This window comes from Rhodococcus sp. USK13, assembly GCF_018343855.1.
GTDB classification, from domain to species: domain Bacteria; phylum Actinomycetota; class Actinomycetes; order Mycobacteriales; family Mycobacteriaceae; genus Rhodococcus_F; species Rhodococcus_F oxybenzonivorans.
The window spans coordinates 5,918,262-5,934,070 of sequence record NZ_CP069242.1; the positions used below are offsets into that span (position 1 = coordinate 5,918,262).

Sequence of the window (15,809 nt, forward strand, 5' to 3'; positions counted from 1 at the left end):
TTCAAAGCCCCGGAACAAACCCAATCCACCCGGCGGTCAGGCCAGACGGACCGTTGCCGTGGCACGACCGAAGATCTTCTTTCCTTCGGAGCGCGCCACGATAGCGACTACTGCAGTCTTGCTCTCTTCATCCACCGACTTGACCTTGCCGGTGTATTCGACCTCGGCGGCCTCGTCCTCGCGGACGTACACCGAGCTCGTGAAGCGTACATTGTATTCGGTGACCGCGCCGGGGTCACCGAGCCATGAGGTCACGAATCCACCACCGAGACCCATGGTGAGCATCCCGTGGGCAATCACATTGTCCAGGCCGGCGAGCTTGACGACTTCGTCGCTCCAGTGGATCGGATTGGGGTCACCCGAGACGCCCGCGTAGTTGACCAGGTCGCCACGCGTGAGACGCACAATGCGCTCGGGGAGTTCGTCACCCACCGAGACGTCCTCGAACTTACGAAGCGCCATGCATGATCACGTCCTTGACTGCGTGAGCGATGTTCTCGTCGACCTCGCCGCCGGTCCGCGCGACAAGCGTGGTCCAGGTGGTCTGCACGAGTTCGTCGTTCTGGTCGGTGACGATGTTCTTGGTGGTGATGATGTCGCTGCCACCCATCTGACGGAAGCCGTCCAGATAGACGTCGCAGAACAAGCGATCCCCGACCTTGATCGGCTTGTGGAACACGAGACGCTGATCCGTCTGAAGGATCTGACTCGGGTCGTAACCGGTGACGATCTCCTTGAAGAGGCGGCTCTGAGCGATGATTCCGACAAGCGAGATGAACGTGAGCGGAGCGAGCAGGCCGTCGTAGCCGAGGCCGCGGGCGGCGTCCTCATCGTGGTGAGCGGGGTGCCAGTCCTGCACGGCCCGCGCGTACTCGCGCACCTTCTCGCGACCGACCTCGTAGAAGTCGTCGACGCGGTAGTGGTGCCCCACCATCGCCAGCGCGTGCGCAGCCGGATCCTCGGGAACGTCCGGAGACACGCTCGTCTCGATCTCTGTCACAGTGTCAGTCACGCGAAAGAACCTCTTCTACCCTGGGCGTGGGAACGCGAGGGCAGCCTCGAAGCTTCCCTCGCGAACTCAACTCCCGGCCGGAACCGTGCTACTTCGACTCGCGATGCGACTGGTGGGTTCCGCAGTTGGGGCAGAACTTCTTGATCTCCAGGCGATCGGGGTCGTTACGCCGGTTCTTCTTGGTGATGTAGTTACGGTGCTTGCATACCTCGCAGGCCAAAGTGATCTTGGGCCGAACGTCAGTCGAGGAGGCCACGGGATGCCTTCTTTCGGGTGTATCTGATTACGAGCAATCAGGGTGGATCATGCATATTGTGTAGCGGTGACCGGACTTGAACCGGCGACGCAACGATTATGAGTCGTTTGCTCTACCAACTGAGCTACACCGCCTCGGTGTCGAGTGTCGCGCACGAAGCGCTTCACCACAATCCAGCGAGCCCCCTAACGGAATCGAACCGTTGACCTTTTCCTTACCATGGAAACGCTCTGCCGACTGAGCTAAGGGGGCGTGCTTCACTCGCACATCGCTGTGCGCTGAAGCCTTGACGAGATTACACAGAGTTCGCGCCGAGAACCAAATTGCCTGGTCACGGTTCTCCGAAACTCCACCCACCGGACGTTACGCGCTCCCGGGAACGATCGCGGAAAGCCCGAACCACAGGTACCCAACGACAGAACCCCGGTGAGCTGGTGCTCACCGGGGTTCTGTGTGTGGCAGATGTAGGATTCGAACCTACGTAGGCATAAGCCGACGGATTTACAGTCCGCTCCCATTGGCCGCTCGGGCAATCTGCCGGGTTGCACGAGGAGCGCGAATCTCTGCGAGATCGCTCTCCACTGCGGAAAGAAGAATACAACGAACGGCCCCCCGTTTTGCAAACCGGGTGGATACGGGCGGTTGCGAACCGATAGCGTCGAATCTGCTCACTAGCATTCAGGTGAGCGCCCGTCCGGATCGCGGCGGGGGAAACAGACGGAAACCGGGAGTGTGCAGTGGCTGATTCGTCCTTCGATGTGGTGAGCAAGGTGGAGCGTCAAGAGGTGGACAACGCCCTGCATCAAGCCGGCAAGGAGCTGTCGACCCGTTTCGACTTCCGCAACACGGGCGCGTCCATCGAGTGGTCCGGTGAGGAATCCATCACGCTGACGGCCGACACCGAGGAGCGACTACTTGCCGCCCTCGAAGTTTTCAAGGAGAAGTTGATCCGCCGGGACATCTCGCTGAAGGCCTTCGACGCCGGCGAGCCCGCGCAGTCGGGGAAGATCTACAAACTCACCGGCACGCTCGTCCAGGGCATCACCACCGAGAACGCCAAGAAGATCACGAAGAAGATCCGCGACGAGGGACCCAAGGGCGTCAAGGCGCAGATTCAGGGCGACGAGCTGCGCGTGAGCAGTAAGAAGCGCGACGACCTACAGGCAGTCATCTCCCTGCTCAAGGGGGAGGACTTCGGCATCGCGCTGCAGTTCGTGAACTACCGGTAGGCGCTCCGCGCTCGTGCGCCTTTCTGGTAGCTGGAGCAACCAGAAAGGCGCACGGGCGGTGAAGCCGCCTACCGGCCGGCCATCCGCTCGAGACGCTCGATGCGCTCGGCCATCGGCGGGTGGGTGGAGAACATGCGGCTCATCTTCTCGCCGGTACGGAAGGGGTTGGCAATCATCAGGTGCGACTGCGCGGCGAGCTGAGGTTCCGGGGGGAGCGGGGCCGCCTGGGTGCCCCGCTCGAGCTTGCGTAGCGCGGAGGCCAGGGCGAGAGGGTCACCGGTCAGTTCTGCGCCCGACTGGTCCGCTTGGTATTCCCGGGACCTCGACACCGCCAGCTTGACGATGGTGGCCGCGATGGGGCCGAGCAACGACACCAGCAGCAGCGCGAGCGGGTTGGCGCCCTGTCCCCCACCCCGTCCGCCGAACATGTTCGCGAACATGGCGAAGTTCGCCAGCCCGGACACGACGGCGGCCATCGTCCCAGCCACCGACGAGATCAGGATGTCGCGGTTGTAGACGTGCGACAGCTCGTGTCCCAGGACCGCCCGCAGTTCGCGTTCGTTGAGAATCTGCAGGATGCCGCTGGTGCAGCAGACCGCCGCATGCCGAGGGCTGCGACCCGTGGCGAACGCGTTGGGGGCACTGGTGGGGCTGATGTAGAGCCGGGGCATCGGCTGATGAGCTGTAGTGGCCAGCTCCCGCACGATGCGGTAGATGGCAGGCGCTTCCACCTCGGTGATCGGCTGCGCATGCATGGCCTTGAGGGCCAGCTTGTCGCTGTTGAAGTAGGCGTACGCATTCATACCGACCGCGAACACGATGGCCAGCAGAAGGATGGTCGTGTTGCGGAACAACGCGCCGATGAACACGATCAGCGCCGACATGCCGACCAGCAGAACCAGGGTCTTAGCCCCGTTTGCGTACCCGCGCACGGCTCGCCTTCCTTGTCGTCGTCACCCGATCACGATCGCCCGAATACCGGATCTTGATCATTCAACGAAGCAGGGTGGTGAGACGGTTCCCGGTGTGTACAGCGTGGAAATCGCGCGAGCAATCAGGTTCGACGATACGGCTCAGCCGACGCGTTCGACCGTGTAATCGACCAGCTTGACGAGCGCGTCGTTGGCGGGACCTTGGGGTAGCTGGGCGAGCTGCGCACGCGCCTCCACGGCGAACTCCTCCAGCTTCGCCTTGGCCTGCGCCATCCCAGGCGACCGCGCGAGGAGCTCGAGCGCCTCGGCGACGTCGTCATCGTCGGTGACGGGGCCGTCGAGAAGCACACGCAGCCGGTCTGTCTCCGGTCCCTCGTCGCGCAGCGCATACAACACAGGAAGGGTGTGCACGCCCTCGCGCAGGTCGGTCCCTGGTGTCTTGCCGGACTGAGCCGACACCGAGGAGATGTCGATGATGTCGTCGGAGATCTGGAAGGCCGTGCCGACCGCGTCGCCGAGACGTTCGAGCCGCTCCACGTCGGCGGCGTCCGCGCCGGAGAAGGTGCCGCCGAAACGTCCGCACGCAGCGATCAGTGAACCCGTCTTCTCCCACACCACCTTGAGATAGTGCTGGATCGGGTCCTGCTCGCCGCGCAGGCCGATCGTCTCGCGCATCTGCCCGGTCACCAGTTCGGCAAACGTCTCGGCGATGATCTGGACAGCAGAGGGACCCAACGTGGATACGAGGCGGGAGGCGTGGGCGAACAGGTAGTCGCCCGCCAGGATCGCGACACTGTTACCCCACCGCGAGTTGGCACTGGGCGCGCCTCGGCGCATCGACGCCTCGTCCATCACGTCGTCGTGGTAGAGCGTGGCCAGATGGACCAGTTCGACGACGGTGGCGGCGGTGACCACCGACGGATCGGACGCTTTCGGACCCAGCTGAGCGGTGAGCACCGTGAACAGCGGGCGGAAGCGCTTACCTCCGGCCTTCGCGAGGTGCAGCGCGGCCTCGGTGAGAAAGTCCTCACCGTCGGAGAGTTCGCTGACCAGCAGTTCCTCGACCTGTTTCAGCCTGTCGCGGACCGTGGCAGCGAGCTGAGTGTCGCCGAGATCGATCCCGGCGACCGTAGTGCCCTCTACAGCGTCGGCAGCGGTGTGTGCTGCGCCCTCGGTGCTCACGTTCTCAGTACCCATTCCTGTCGTCAGTGACGGCTCGGTTCCCGCGCCGTCGGTGACGGCTGGTACCCACGGTAGAGAACCTAGCGGTTGCGGCGGCCATCGGCCTCGCCGCGGTCCCCGGGCGTGGCCTGACAGGATGTAGGTGTGGTCGTAGCAGAACAGTCGCCCGCGGGGTCCCCGCTTCCCGTCGCCGCCGATGTCCTGGTCATCGGCGCTGGTCCCGCCGGTTCCTCCGCCGCCACCTGGGCCGCGCGTGCCGGCCGCGACGTGGTACTCGTCGACGCCGCCGTGTTTCCCCGGGACAAGACGTGTGGTGACGGCCTCACCCCGCGTGCCGTCGCCGAACTCGATCACCTCGGCCTCGGTGAGTGGGTGCGGTCGAAGGGCACCAACCGCGGGCTCCGGCTCAGTGGATTCGGGCAGGAACTCGAACTCGAATGGCCCGGACGGTCGTTCCCCGCCGTGGGGAGCGCGGTGGCCAGGACCGAATTCGACGACAAGCTCCGAACGACTGCGGTCGAGGCGGGCGCCGTGATGGTGCAGGGGGCCAAGGCGGTCGGCGTCGAGCGGAACGGCGACCGGGTGAGCGCGGTGACGGTGCAGACCGGCGACGGGACGCACACCATCAAGTGCCGCACCCTGATCGTGGCCGACGGGGTCCGGTCGACGTTGGGCAAGAAGCTGGGCCGGGAATGGCACCGCGACACCGCGTACGGCGTCGCCGCGCGCGCCTACATCGCCACGGCGCGCAGTGACGATCCGTGGATCACCTCCCACTTGGAGTTGCGTGACGGCGCCGGCACTCTGCAGTCGGGGTACGGGTGGGTGTTTCCCCTCGGCACCGGCGAGGTGAACATCGGGGTCGGCACCCTCGCCACCGCCAAACGGCCGGCGCCGGGCGCGCTCCGGCCACTGCTCGACCTGTACACGGCACAGCGGCGCGGGGAGTGGGCCTGGGACGGCGAACTGCGGGCGGTGGCGTCCGCGTTGCTGCCGATGGGCGGCGCGGTGTCCCACGTCGCCGGGCGCAACTGGGCCATCATCGGCGACGCCGCGGCGTGTGTGAACCCGCTCAACGGCGAGGGGATCGACTACGGGCTCGAGGGTGGACGTCTCGTGGCCGAAGTCCTCGATGCGGACGATCTGACGGAGCTGTGGCCCACCATCCTCCGCGAGCGCTACGGGCGGGCGTTCTCGGTGGCACGTCGGCTCGCCGGGCTGCTGACCGTGCCCCGGGTTCTCCCGGCGTCGGGTCCGGTGGCAATGCGCTCGCGCGCGCTCATGACCATCGCCGTGCGCGTGATGGGCAACCTCGTCACCGAGGAGGACAACGACCTCACCGCCCGGGCATGGCGTGCGTCCGGCCTGGCGTCGCAGAAGGCGGACACCCGGCCGCTGTTCGGTTGAGGCCGGTCAGCGGCTGGCGCGGTGCAGGGCAACAACCCCGCCGGTGAGGTTGCGCCACTGGACGTGTCGCCACCCTGCCGCCTCGATGCGCTGGGCGAGTTCGGACTGTGTCGGCCAGGCGCGAATGGACTCCGCGAGATACACGTACGCATCAGGGTTGCTGCTGACCGCGCGGGCGACCCGCGGCAGCGCCTTCATCAGGTACTCCATGTAGATCGTCCGGAACGGCCCGAACACCGGCGTGGAGAACTCGCTGACGACGAGGCGGCCGCCCGGCTTGGTGACGCGGGCGATCTCCCGCAGCCCGGCATCGAAGTCCGAGACGTTGCGGAGGCCGAACGAGATGGTGGCCGCGTCGAACACCGCGTCGGCGTACGGCAGGTGCATCGCGTCCCCCGCCACCATGGGAACCTGCCGGCCGATGCCCGCCTGCAGCATTCCCTTGGAGAAGTCGGTGGCCACGCACCACGCCCCCGACCGCCCGAGTTCGACGGTCGACACACCGGTGCCCGCGGCAAGGTCGAGAACCCGCTCCCCCGGCTTGAGATCGAGGGCCGACCGAGTCGCCTTGCGCCAACTGCGGTCCTGCCCGAAGGACAGGATGGTGTTGGTGAGGTCGTAACGCTTCGCGACGCCGTCGAACATCGACGCGACTTCGTGCGGATCTTTTTCGAGCGATGCCCGCGAACCGTGTGTAGTTGCCACACCCGGAACGCTACCAACCTCGTCGGGTGCCGGGATCGGCGCTAGTCGACGCCTGCCCGGCCGATGTCCGGGTTGGCCGCGCATGCTCGGGGAACGATCCCCGTGCCGTCGTCAGGCAGCCCGGGACGCGCGGAAGCCCGCAGACCCGGTGACCTCGGCGTAGTGGTCGAGCAGCTCGCTGCAGATGGCAGGCCACGTGCGGTGCAGCACCGATCGGCGGGCCGCCTCACCGAAGCGCGCCCGCATCCGCCGGTCACCCAGCGCCCCGACAGCACTGGGTAGCAGCTCGGCGAATCGCTCGACCGGCAGCAGGTAACCGTTGCGGCAGTGTGTGACGAGGTCGCGTGGCCCTCCGGCGTCCGGGCCGATTACCGGAATGCCGCTGGCCAGCGCTTCCTGGACGGCCTGGCAGAACGTCTCGTGCTCACCCGGATGCACGAACACGTCCAGGCTCGCGTAGGCCTCCGCGAGTTCCGTGCCGCCGAGTTGGCCGGTGAAGACGGCATCCGGCATCAGCTTCTGCAAACGGCCCCGCTCCGGCCCGTCGCCGATCACCACGAGCTGGATTCCGGGGTGTCCGGCCAGCGCGGCAAGTCGCTCTACATGCTTTTCCGGAGCGAGCCTGCCCACGAACCCCACGATCAGACGGTCCGGCTCCGGCGACCAGGAGTCGCGCAGGTCCGTACTGCGGCGAGACGGCGCGAATCGGCTGGTCTCGACTCCGCGGGCCCAGCGGTGCACGCGGGGAATGCGCTGCTCGGCAAGGGCCTCGACCGCAGACGTCGACGGCGCCAGGGTGCGCGTGCATCCCTTGTGGATTCGGCGGGTCCAGGCCCACGCCGCGCGGCTGGCAATTCCCAGGCCATAGCTTTCGGCGAAACCCGCGACGTCGGTCTGATAGATCGCCACCGTCGGCACGTCCAGCCGGTGCGCCGCGCCGAGCCCGCCCGCGCCGAGCAGGAACGGCGACGCCAGGTGAATCACGTCGGGCTCGAACGCACGCAGCTCCGCCGTGAGTCCCGGTTGCGGCAGTCCGACGGGGAGGGAGCTGACTTTCGGAACCATGACCGCGGGCACCCGATAGACGGGCACACCGTCGTGTTCCGTCGAGGCAGGAGGCTGTGAACCGACGGTGTCCGGGGCGACGACCATCGCCTGGTGTCCGGCCCGCTGCAAATGCTCGAGAACCCGGAGCACCGAATTGGTCACACCATTCATGTTGGGCAGGAACGACTCCGCGACGATCGCTACTCTCACGACGCACAGCGTGGCAGTGCCCGTGGTCACGGCGGCGAGAACGATGTGACCGACGCGCGAAGTTCCGGCGAACTCACGATGACATTGCCGGAGAAACCGCCGCGTCCTCTCGTCTGCGTAGATACCAGATCAGCGGTCCCGCGATGAGCCAGGTGACGACGATGAGCGACCCGGCAGGGATCACGGCGACACTCGCATCCCGGCCGGATACCCGGACGACGTCCGGGTCGGCCCGTGCGTACTCGACGTCGATCCGTTGTCCGGCCGTCAACCGCGTCGGATACAGCACGCCCAATTCCGGATTGTGCGTCACGCCGTCGGGCGTCACGAAGCTGATCGCCGACCGCAGCGAGCCGGCCGACAGCACCTCGGCCGTCGCGACACCCATGTCCGATTGGATCGTGCGGTCGTTCCGCCACGCTGCCACCACCAACAGCACGGCGAGGATCGAGATGCCGGCGGCCGTGACGACGATGCCGCGCCGCACCCGGCCCGTCACCCGTGCGTTCACAGCTGCGCCCGGACCGCTGCATGCAGTTCGCGCAGGCCGGAACGCTCGGTGGTCACCTCGAGCACCCGGATTCCGCGTTCACCGGGTGTCCCGGGGTTGTGCAGTTCGGCGGACAATTCTTCGAGCCCGACGAGGTGGTGCTCCACGCGATAGGCGGCGCACAACGCGGCGAGGTCCATGCCGTGTGGTGTGCCGAAGACCCGTTCGAACACGCCCGCGTACTGGGGGTCGCCCTGTTCGAGCAGTTCGAAGATGCCGCCGCCGTCGTCGTTGGCCACCACGATGGTGAGATCACGGGGACGCGGTTCTCCCGGTCCGATGAGCAGCCCGGAGGCGTCGTGCAGGAACGTCAGATCGCCGAGCAGAGCCACCGTGCGGCCCTCCTCGTAGGCAAGGGCCGCCCCCACCGCGGCCGACACGGTGCCGTCGATCCCGGCGACTCCCCGATTGGACAGAACCCGGATCCGCGGCGACGGGTAACTGACGAGCGCGGCATCTCGCACCGGATTGGACGCCCCGAGGAGCAGTTGGTCACCGTCGGACAATGCGTCCATCACGGTGGCGGCGACGTGCAGGCCGGTTGCCTTCGGATGGGACGCCAGCTGGGCGCGCACCGCTTTGTCCGTGTGCTCGGTGAGGGTCCGGCAACGGGCGATCCAGGCCGGGTCCGGTTCACCCGAGACCACGGCGCGGGTGCCCGTGGCGAGAACGTTGCCGGAGACGTCGGGCCAGCGCGGGCCGGTGGTGAGCGCGTACACGGCCACGACCGGATCGGCGAGAAGTTTCGACACCGGCCGGTGCAGGGTGGGGCGGCCGGTGATGATTGCCTGCCGCGGTTTGAGCTGGGGCAGCGCCATCGGATGCACCGGTATGCCGTGGAGCGGCGCCGTCGGCTCGGCGACCGTCGGGAGTCCGGCGAGTTCGGGCCGTAGAGCCGACCCGTGACCGGAGATGACGATGGTGTCGGGGGTGAGGTCGAGCTCGACCGGCACGTCGAGCGTCGCGTGCTGAGTGGTGGTCCACGCCGCCCCACCCGGCCGTCCCTGTGGGATCGGCCCCTGCGCGTGGACGTCGGGAACGAGCGGTTCCCGGAGCGGAATGTCGAAGTGCACGGGACCGGCGTTGCCCGACCTCGTGCCGCGCGCGGCGGCGAGGACCCGGCACACGGCCGAACGCCACTGGCTGTTCTGACCGGCGTCGTCCTCCGCCAGCCCCAGGCTGATAGTGGCGCGGACCTGGCTCCCGAACAGTCCGAGTTGCTCGATGGTCTGGTTGGCGCCGGTACCGAGCATTTCGTAGGGGCGGTTGGCACTGAGCACCACGAGCGGGACCCGGGCGTAGTTGGCCTCGAGAACGGCCGGCCCGAGGTTGGCCACGGCAGTACCCGAGGTCATCACGACGGGCACCGGCCGACGACCGGCGACGGCCAATCCCAGCGCGAGGAATCCCGCGGTCCGCTCGTCGATGCGCATGTGCAGGCGCAGTCGACCCTCGAGGTCGGCCTTCTGCAGCGCGAAGGCCAGCGGTGCGTTGCGCGAACCCGGGCAGAGCACAACCTCGCGTACTCCCCCGCGGACCAGTTCGTCGACGACCGCGGTGGCTTGTGCAGTGGACGGATTCACACCATCCAGAGTGTCAGATCCACCGGCCGGTTCTGTCGGCGACCTCGTCAGGTGAGTTCGCGGCCACACCCCTCCGCTGACACGATGAACAGATGCGCACAGTCTTCGACCCCGCCGAACTTCCGCCCCGCCGCATGTACCAGGTGCTGACCGCGTCCGTGGTGCCGCGACCGATCGCCTGGGTGTCCACCCTCTCGGAGGACGGGGTAGCCAATCTGGCCCCGTACAGCTTCTTCTCGGTGTCGAGCACCAACCCACCGGTGGTGCAGTTCACCTCCGTCACCCGCAAGGACAGCCTGCGCAACATCGAAGCCACCGGGGAGTTCGTGATCAACGTGGCGACCGAACCCCTTATGAAGGTGGTGAACGCCAGTTCGGCCACCTACGACCACGACGTCGACGAGTTCGCGGCGCTGGGGATCGAGACCGAGGCGAGCGAGCACGTGCGTCCCGTGCGGGTGGCCGCCTCGCCGGTGGCGATCGAATGCCGCCTCGCGCAAATCGTTCCGGTCGGTGATTCGTTCGTGGTGATGGGCGACGTGCTGGCGGTTGCGGTGCGGGACGAAGCGGTTGCGGAGGACGGTCTGCCCGACTTCGCGTCCCTCGCCCCGCTCAGCCGCCTGGGCCGCAACGAGTGGGGGTTGCCGCCCGAAGTCGTGTTGCTGGACCGACCGCAACGACCCGAATAGCCGATCGATTGGTTAGGCTTACCTGACAAAATCGATTCCCTAGCCGGAAAGTAACCATCCATGGCCCAACGCAGCAAGTTCGTCAAACCCGAGACTCGCCGAATTGCGTCCGCCCGGGTGGTGGCCGGCAAGCAGATCAGTCCCAACTTCATCCGCGTCACCGTGGCGGGACCCGAACTGGACTCCGTGAAGCCGATGGGCTTCGACCAGTGGTTCCGGATGTTCATCCCCCAACCCGGACAGACCACTTTGCGGTTGCCGACCAGCGCGAGCAACCTCTGGTACGCGCAGTACAAGTTGATGTCGAAGGACACCCGGCCGGTCGTGCGCAACTACACGATCCGCGATTACCGTGCCGCCGGCACCGGACTGTTCGGCGACGAGACGGAGATCGACATCGACTTCGCCTCGCACGGCGATTTGGGTCCGGCTTCGGCCTGGGCCGCTTCGGCTTCGGCGGGCGACGAGGTTGCGATCCTCGACGAGGGCCGGATCTACAACCCGGCGCCCGGCGCCGAGTGGCAGCTTCTGGTCGGTGACGAGAGCGCGTTGCCGGCGATCGTCGGGATTCTGCGATCGGCGCCGCGGAACCTTCGAGCCGAGGTGTTCGTCGAGATTGCGGAAGCCGCCGACGCACAGGACGTTTCGGTGGGCGACGGAGTGAACGTGCACTGGCTGGTCCGCGAAAACGCAGGTGCCCGTCCGGGGCTGCTTGCGTTGGAGACGGTGCGGCAGGCAGATCTTCCGGCCGGGCCGTCGTACACCTTCGTCGCCGGGGAAAGTGACTTACCGACGGCTCTTCGACGCCACCTCGTGAACGACCGGCACATTCCTAAGACACACATTTCGTTCACCGGCTACTGGCGCCACGGCCACGCCGCCTACTGACCACAGGGAAGTGGCGAAGTGCGCGGACGCGCACTTCGCCACTTCCAGAGGTTCGTTCAGTTGGCGTGCTTCTGGACGAGTGCGCCCAGACGCGGAAGTGCTTCGATCACATTCTTCTTCGCGGACGGGCGCAGCGAGTTGTACACCTTCTTGACCGCGCCACGGTCACTGTTCTCGATGCGCTCGTCGGTGACACCGAGGAGCGAGTCCGACACGTCGTCGCCGCGGGCGACGAGGTAATCGGCGAACGAATCCTGGCCGCTGGCGGTGAAATCCTGCCAGTACGGCTCGAGCTTGGTGACGAACTCGGGCAGCAAGCCCTCGATAGCATCCGGCACGATGGACGGTCCCACCTTCTTGACCGCGGCGTAACCACCCTTCAATGCCAGCCCCGAGGCCCCCGACTTGTCCGAAACCTCCGCGTCGATCAGAGCCTGCACATCGGCGATGACCGCCGGCACGCGTGCCTCGTCGAGCAGGGTTTCGTTCAGAGCTGCAACCACTTTCAATGCCTCCGTATTGACTGAGCGATCAGGTCCGGCCAGACACTATACGAAAAGCTGCGGGTCGCGTTGTTCGAGCAGGCCATGACACCGGCGCACCCGCTCGATCCACCAGCGGGCACGCTCGGGCGTTGCCGCGAGGTCGGCGACCCGGGCGGGGTCGGGAGTCACGGATGCGACGCCCAGTTCACCGTCCACGGGCTCTCTGGGCTCGGCCACATCCGACTCGAAGAGTCCACCGGTTCCCAGTCCACACGCGAAATGCAGGTCGGGTAGTGCGGCCGCGGCCGCGACACCGGCGGCGATTCCCACGGCGGTGTCCAACGCACTCGACACGACCACCGGGACCCCGTACTCGGACAACTCGTCCGCGAGCGCGAGGAGGCGGCGCATTCCACCGAGGGGGGCGACCTTCACGACGGCGATGTCGGCGCCGCCTGCGCGAACCACCTTCGACGGATCGTCCGCACGTCGAATGCTCTCGTCGGCGGCCACGCGCACACCGGGCACACGTCGACGCACCTCTACCAGCTCCGGCACACTCGCGCACGGTTGTTCCGCGTACTCGAGCGGCCCGTCTGCCGTGAGTGCGTGCAGCGCCGTCACCGCCTCGTCGACCGACCATCCACCGTTCGCGTCGACGCGTACGCAGGGAATGTGTGCGCGGACGGCGTTCACCCGTGCGACGTCGTCGGCGAGAGTCTGACCGCGCTCGGCTACTTTCACTTTCGCGGTTCGGGCGCCCGGGTATCGCTCGAGCAGGGCGGGAACCTGTGCGGCGTCCACCGCGGGAACGGTCGCGTTGACAGCGACCCGGTCGCGGAGCGCGGGCGGCGGACCGAGCCAGGCGGCCTCGATCGCCGACTGCAGCCAGTGCGAGGCTTCGTCGTCCGCGTATTCGGGGAAGGGCGCGAACTCCCCCCATCCCGCGGGACCACGCACGAGCACGGCTTCTCGGGTGGTGATGCCGCGGAAGCGGACCCGCATGGGCAAACTCACCACGACCGCGTCGGCCAGGACCTCGTCGAGGGTCGGCAGAGTGGACACGAGGTCAGGGCTGTCCGGGCAGAAGCTCGAGCATGAGGGCCTCACAGTCGGCGAGCAACGTGTCGCCCTTCTTCAGCTGCGCAGTGATGAACGTCTTGCGCCCCTCTACCCGGTCGACGCTGCCCTCGACGGTGAGCGGTGTGTTGAGCGGTGTGATCGCCCGATAGTTCACATGCAGGTACGCCGTGCGACTGATGGGCCGTCCGTACGCGTGGACGATCATTCCCATCAGGTCGTCGAACAGCAGCGGCAGCGTGCCGCCGTGCGCGGCGCCGTTGCCACCGAGGTGGTAGCGACGGAACTCGCCCGCGCTGCGCACCCCGTCGGGTCCGAACTTCTCGATATGCCACGGCGGCATCAGCAGGCTCCCCCGGCCCGGCAGCTCGATCGTCCGCCCGGCCGGCGACCGTCCCTCGGGAACCACGTACGGTGTGAGCACTGCGGCCAGCTTCTCCACCTGGTCAGCCGCCTGCGCGACAACGTCGTCGGGGGCGTCCACCGACACCGCCAGATCCTGCAGGGTGCGCATTCCTTCCACGAACCGCGCCCAATCCGGGCCGGGGGTGATCGCCTCGTACTTGGGGAACCCGCCGTGGTGCTCGTAGTCGTCGTCGCGCTTCCCGTCGACACCGGTGACGTCCGCAGCCTGTTCGCTCATACCTGCACGGTAAACCCGGGCCGGACTCCCGCGCGCGGACACCCACGGGCGGCACCCGATAATCTCGGAGCCGTGACCTTCAACCCGCAGCACTGGCGACCCGTACCCGGCTTCGAGAACCTCACGGACATCACCTATCACCGGCATATCAGCGAGGGCATCGTCCGGGTGGCGTTCGACCGTCCCGAGGTGCGCAATGCCTTCCGTCCACACACCGTCGACGAGCTCTACCAGGCACTCGACCATGCCCGGATGACCTCCGACGTGGGCGCCGTCCTCCTCACCGGCAACGGGCCGAGCCCGAAGGATCAGGGCTGGGCGTTCTGCTCGGGCGGAGATCAGCGCATCCGCGGCCGCAGCGGATACCAGTATGCGGAAGGGGAAACCGCGGACACCGTCGATCGGGCACGCGCCGGGCGCCTGCACATCCTCGAGGTTCAGCGATTGATCCGGTTCATGCCGAAGGTCGTCATCTGTCTCGTCAACGGCTGGGCCGCAGGCGGCGGGCACAGCCTGCACGTGGTGTGCGATCTGACACTCGCCAGCCGCGAGCACGCCCGCTTCAAGCAGACCGACGCCGACGTCGGCAGCTTCGACGGCGGCTACGGCAGCGCCTACCTCGCCAAGATGGTCGGGCAGAAGTTCGCCCGTGAGATCTTCTTCCTCGGCGAGACGTACACCGCCGAGGAGATGCACCGGATGGGCGCCGTCAACAAGGTCGTCGACCATGCCGAACTCGAGGACGTCGGAATCGAGTGGGGCGCCAGGATCAACGGAAAGTCCCCGCAGGCGCAGCGCATGCTGAAGTACGCGTTCAACCTGCAGGACGACGGGCTCGTCGGACAGCAGTTGTTCGCGGGAGAGGCAACCCGCATGGCGTACATGACGGACGAGGCCGTCGAAGGTCGCGACTCCTTCCTCGAGAAGCGCGAACCCGACTGGAAGCCGTATCCCTGGTACTTCTGAGCCGCTCCCCTTCCCGGGCATCGTGGAAATGGCCACGCGCCAGCGCGGATTCACCGATTCCGGCACACTGACCACATGAGCACCGACCGCGAGCTCCCGGCCCCGGAACACCGCCGTCCGCCCGGAACCGGCGACGACACCGTCGCCGCGCTCGGGAAGTTGTCCGAATCCCTCGAAACCGTCGAGCGGGCCCGCGGACTGCTGTACTCGTTCCACCAGCTGATCGGGCACGCCGACCTCCAGCTCGGTGACGCCGTCGACGCGTTGCGGTCGGCCGGTCACGGCGCGACGGCGGACCGCCTGGAGACCGAGTTGGTCGGCCTCAACGTGCTCGACGGACGGTGGACCTTCCAGGTCGTGGAAGAGTTCGACGACGGGTATTGGTCCACCTTCCGTGAACTCGAGCGCGCCGCCCGTGACGAACTGTTGGACGGTCGTCGCCACCTGTTCGAGGCGGAGATGAAGGAAGCGCGACGCACACACGGCCGGGCAGGTCACGAAGCCCGCCCGAGCAAAGGAGAGTGACGGGTGGAAATCCTCAGCAGCAGGACGATCCTGCGGCCACGGGACTACGCGACGACGCTGAGTTTTTACCGCGACATCCTCGGACTCGCCACCGCCCGCGAATACCCCGGGGGCACGGTCTTCTTCGCGGGGCAGGGACTCATCGAGGTGGCCGCCCACGGCGCCGCGGACACTCCGTCGACGTTCGACGGTGCCCTGTGGCTGCAGGTCCGCGACCTCACCGCAGCGCAGACCGAACTGGTCCTCGCCGGGGTCAAGATCAACCGCGAAGCCCGGCAGGAACCGTGGGGACTGCACGAAATGTGGATCGCGGACCCCGACGGAATTCCGATCGTCCTGGTGCAGATTCCGGAGGATCACCCCCTTCGGCGCGACACCCGGCCGGTGAACGACAGGTGACACGGGGCCAAACGCCGGGCC

19 protein-coding genes and 3 tRNA genes are annotated in these 15,809 nt (G+C 67.0%); 7 read left to right on the forward strand and 15 right to left on the reverse strand.

Annotated features, from left to right (window positions below; all coding sequences use genetic code 11):
• Window positions 1-36: 36 nt before the first annotated feature.
• The 6 genes from hadB to JQT59_RS29705 all read right to left on the reverse strand — a co-directional run bounded on the left by hadB (window position 37) and on the right by JQT59_RS29705 (window position 1,807).
• Window positions 37-462 carry a (3R)-hydroxyacyl-ACP dehydratase subunit HadB gene (gene hadB, locus JQT59_RS29680; protein WP_109327957.1) on the reverse strand — a complete coding sequence of 142 codons (426 nt, stop codon included), beginning with the start codon at window positions 460-462 and terminating at the stop codon, window positions 37-39.
• Window positions 449-1,012 (reverse strand): (3R)-hydroxyacyl-ACP dehydratase subunit HadA, encoded by a 564-nt coding sequence (hadA, locus tag JQT59_RS29685; RefSeq protein WP_109327955.1) that lies wholly within the window; start codon window positions 1,010-1,012, stop codon window positions 449-451. Before hadA ends, hadB begins: the two co-directional genes overlap by 14 nt.
• 88 nt (window positions 1,013-1,100) lie before the next feature.
• The gene (gene rpmG / locus JQT59_RS29690; RefSeq protein WP_005252089.1) at window positions 1,101-1,268 is read right to left on the reverse strand and encodes a 50S ribosomal protein L33; all 168 of its coding nucleotides are present in this window, start codon (window positions 1,266-1,268) and stop codon (window positions 1,101-1,103) included.
• A 61-nt stretch (window positions 1,269-1,329) separates the two neighbouring features.
• A tRNA-Met gene (locus JQT59_RS29695) sits at window positions 1,330-1,402 on the reverse strand.
• 45 nt (window positions 1,403-1,447) lie between these two features.
• Window positions 1,448-1,520 (reverse strand) — tRNA-Thr (locus tag JQT59_RS29700).
• 204 nt (window positions 1,521-1,724) lie between these two features.
• Window positions 1,725-1,807, reverse strand: a tRNA-Tyr gene (locus JQT59_RS29705).
• Between the two features lie 198 nt (window positions 1,808-2,005).
• Here JQT59_RS29705 and JQT59_RS29710 point away from each other — a divergent pair.
• Entirely contained in the window at window positions 2,006-2,497 is a 492-nt protein-coding gene (locus JQT59_RS29710; protein WP_109327953.1) for a YajQ family cyclic di-GMP-binding protein, read from the forward strand.
• A 68-nt stretch (window positions 2,498-2,565) separates the two neighbouring features.
• On the opposite strand, the gene htpX is transcribed toward JQT59_RS29710, so the two are convergent.
• Together htpX and JQT59_RS29720 are read right to left on the reverse strand one after the other, a co-directional pair.
• Window positions 2,566-3,429, reverse strand: coding sequence for a zinc metalloprotease HtpX (gene htpX / locus JQT59_RS29715; RefSeq protein WP_159920373.1), 864 nt, complete (start codon window positions 3,427-3,429; stop codon window positions 2,566-2,568).
• A 141-nt stretch (window positions 3,430-3,570) separates the two neighbouring features.
• Entirely contained in the window at window positions 3,571-4,626 is a 1,056-nt protein-coding gene (locus JQT59_RS29720) for a polyprenyl synthetase family protein (protein ID WP_249353948.1), read from the reverse strand.
• A gap of 129 nt (window positions 4,627-4,755) precedes the next feature.
• Here JQT59_RS29720 and JQT59_RS29725 point away from each other — a divergent pair, with 129 nt between their 5' ends.
• Window positions 4,756-6,018: a geranylgeranyl reductase family protein gene (locus JQT59_RS29725; RefSeq protein WP_213573073.1), complete on the forward strand. Its 1,263-nt coding sequence runs from the start codon at window positions 4,756-4,758 to the stop codon at window positions 6,016-6,018.
• A gap of 6 nt (window positions 6,019-6,024) precedes the next feature.
• On the opposite strand, the gene JQT59_RS29730 is transcribed toward JQT59_RS29725, so the two are convergent.
• The 4 genes from JQT59_RS29730 to menD all read right to left on the reverse strand — a co-directional run bounded on the left by JQT59_RS29730 (window position 6,025) and on the right by menD (window position 10,113).
• Window positions 6,025-6,723 (reverse strand): demethylmenaquinone methyltransferase, encoded by a 699-nt coding sequence (locus JQT59_RS29730; RefSeq protein ID WP_109327939.1) that lies wholly within the window; start codon window positions 6,721-6,723, stop codon window positions 6,025-6,027.
• 111 nt (window positions 6,724-6,834) lie between these two features.
• Window positions 6,835-7,980 carry a glycosyltransferase family 4 protein gene (locus JQT59_RS29735; RefSeq protein ID WP_213573074.1) on the reverse strand — a complete coding sequence of 382 codons (1,146 nt, stop codon included), beginning with the start codon at window positions 7,978-7,980 and terminating at the stop codon, window positions 6,835-6,837.
• Window positions 7,981-8,053: 73 nt separating this feature from the next.
• Complete coding sequence (locus JQT59_RS29740; RefSeq protein ID WP_213573075.1) at window positions 8,054-8,491, reverse strand: DUF3592 domain-containing protein; 438 nt, start codon at window positions 8,489-8,491, stop codon at window positions 8,054-8,056.
• On the reverse strand, window positions 8,488-10,113 hold the full coding sequence (gene menD / locus JQT59_RS29745; RefSeq protein ID WP_213573076.1) for a 2-succinyl-5-enolpyruvyl-6-hydroxy-3-cyclohexene-1-carboxylic-acid synthase: 1,626 nt from the start codon (window positions 10,111-10,113) through the stop codon (window positions 8,488-8,490). Before menD ends, JQT59_RS29740 begins: the two co-directional genes overlap by 4 nt.
• 92 nt (window positions 10,114-10,205) lie before the next feature.
• Here menD and JQT59_RS29750 point away from each other — a divergent pair, with 92 nt between their 5' ends.
• Together JQT59_RS29750 and JQT59_RS29755 are read left to right on the forward strand one after the other, a co-directional pair.
• Window positions 10,206-10,802 (forward strand): flavin reductase family protein, encoded by a 597-nt coding sequence (locus JQT59_RS29750; RefSeq protein ID WP_213573077.1) that lies wholly within the window; start codon window positions 10,206-10,208, stop codon window positions 10,800-10,802.
• A gap of 60 nt (window positions 10,803-10,862) precedes the next feature.
• Complete coding sequence (locus JQT59_RS29755) at window positions 10,863-11,690, forward strand: siderophore-interacting protein (protein ID WP_213573078.1); 828 nt, start codon at window positions 10,863-10,865, stop codon at window positions 11,688-11,690.
• A 56-nt stretch (window positions 11,691-11,746) separates the two neighbouring features.
• On the opposite strand, the gene JQT59_RS29760 is transcribed toward JQT59_RS29755, so the two are convergent.
• Genes JQT59_RS29760 through JQT59_RS29770 form a run of 3 tightly spaced genes read right to left on the reverse strand, consistent with a single transcriptional unit; the run spans window position 11,747 to window position 13,898 of the window.
• Window positions 11,747-12,193 carry a DUF6918 family protein gene (locus tag JQT59_RS29760; RefSeq protein WP_109327928.1) on the reverse strand — a complete coding sequence of 149 codons (447 nt, stop codon included), beginning with the start codon at window positions 12,191-12,193 and terminating at the stop codon, window positions 11,747-11,749.
• 45 nt (window positions 12,194-12,238) lie between these two features.
• Window positions 12,239-13,240, reverse strand: a complete 1,002-nt coding sequence (locus JQT59_RS29765) for an o-succinylbenzoate synthase (RefSeq protein ID WP_213573079.1) — start codon at window positions 13,238-13,240, stop codon at window positions 12,239-12,241.
• Window positions 13,241-13,244: 4 nt separating this feature from the next.
• The gene (locus tag JQT59_RS29770; protein WP_159920355.1) at window positions 13,245-13,898 is read right to left on the reverse strand and encodes a PaaI family thioesterase; all 654 of its coding nucleotides are present in this window, start codon (window positions 13,896-13,898) and stop codon (window positions 13,245-13,247) included.
• Between the two features lie 72 nt (window positions 13,899-13,970).
• Between JQT59_RS29770 and JQT59_RS29775 the strand changes: the two genes are divergently transcribed.
• The 3 genes from JQT59_RS29775 to JQT59_RS29785 all read left to right on the forward strand — a co-directional run bounded on the left by JQT59_RS29775 (window position 13,971) and on the right by JQT59_RS29785 (window position 15,788).
• Window positions 13,971-14,864 carry a 1,4-dihydroxy-2-naphthoyl-CoA synthase gene (locus JQT59_RS29775; RefSeq protein ID WP_213573080.1) on the forward strand — a complete coding sequence of 298 codons (894 nt, stop codon included), beginning with the start codon at window positions 13,971-13,973 and terminating at the stop codon, window positions 14,862-14,864.
• 75 nt (window positions 14,865-14,939) lie between these two features.
• Complete coding sequence (locus JQT59_RS29780) at window positions 14,940-15,389, forward strand: hypothetical protein (RefSeq protein ID WP_109327920.1); 450 nt, start codon at window positions 14,940-14,942, stop codon at window positions 15,387-15,389.
• Window positions 15,390-15,392: 3 nt separating this feature from the next.
• Entirely contained in the window at window positions 15,393-15,788 is a 396-nt protein-coding gene (locus JQT59_RS29785; protein WP_208962342.1) for a VOC family protein, read from the forward strand.
• Window positions 15,789-15,809 lie beyond the last annotated feature (21 nt).

What these genes read in the sequence shown, in the direction of transcription:
- hadB (WP_109327957.1), bottom strand. Translation starts at nt 462, where the DNA reads ATGGCGCTTCGTAAGTTCGAGGACGTCTCGGTGGGTGACGAACTCCCC.
- JQT59_RS29720 (WP_249353948.1), bottom strand. Translation starts at nt 4,626, where the DNA reads ATGGGTACTGAGAACGTGAGCACCGAGGGCGCAGCACACACCGCTGCC.
- JQT59_RS29750 (WP_213573077.1), top strand. Translation starts at nt 10,206, where the DNA reads ATGCGCACAGTCTTCGACCCCGCCGAACTTCCGCCCCGCCGCATGTAC.
- JQT59_RS29755 (WP_213573078.1), top strand. Translation starts at nt 10,863, where the DNA reads ATGGCCCAACGCAGCAAGTTCGTCAAACCCGAGACTCGCCGAATTGCG.
- JQT59_RS29770 (WP_159920355.1), bottom strand. Translation starts at nt 13,898, where the DNA reads ATGAGCGAACAGGCTGCGGACGTCACCGGTGTCGACGGGAAGCGCGAC.
- JQT59_RS29780 (WP_109327920.1), top strand. Translation starts at nt 14,940, where the DNA reads ATGAGCACCGACCGCGAGCTCCCGGCCCCGGAACACCGCCGTCCGCCC.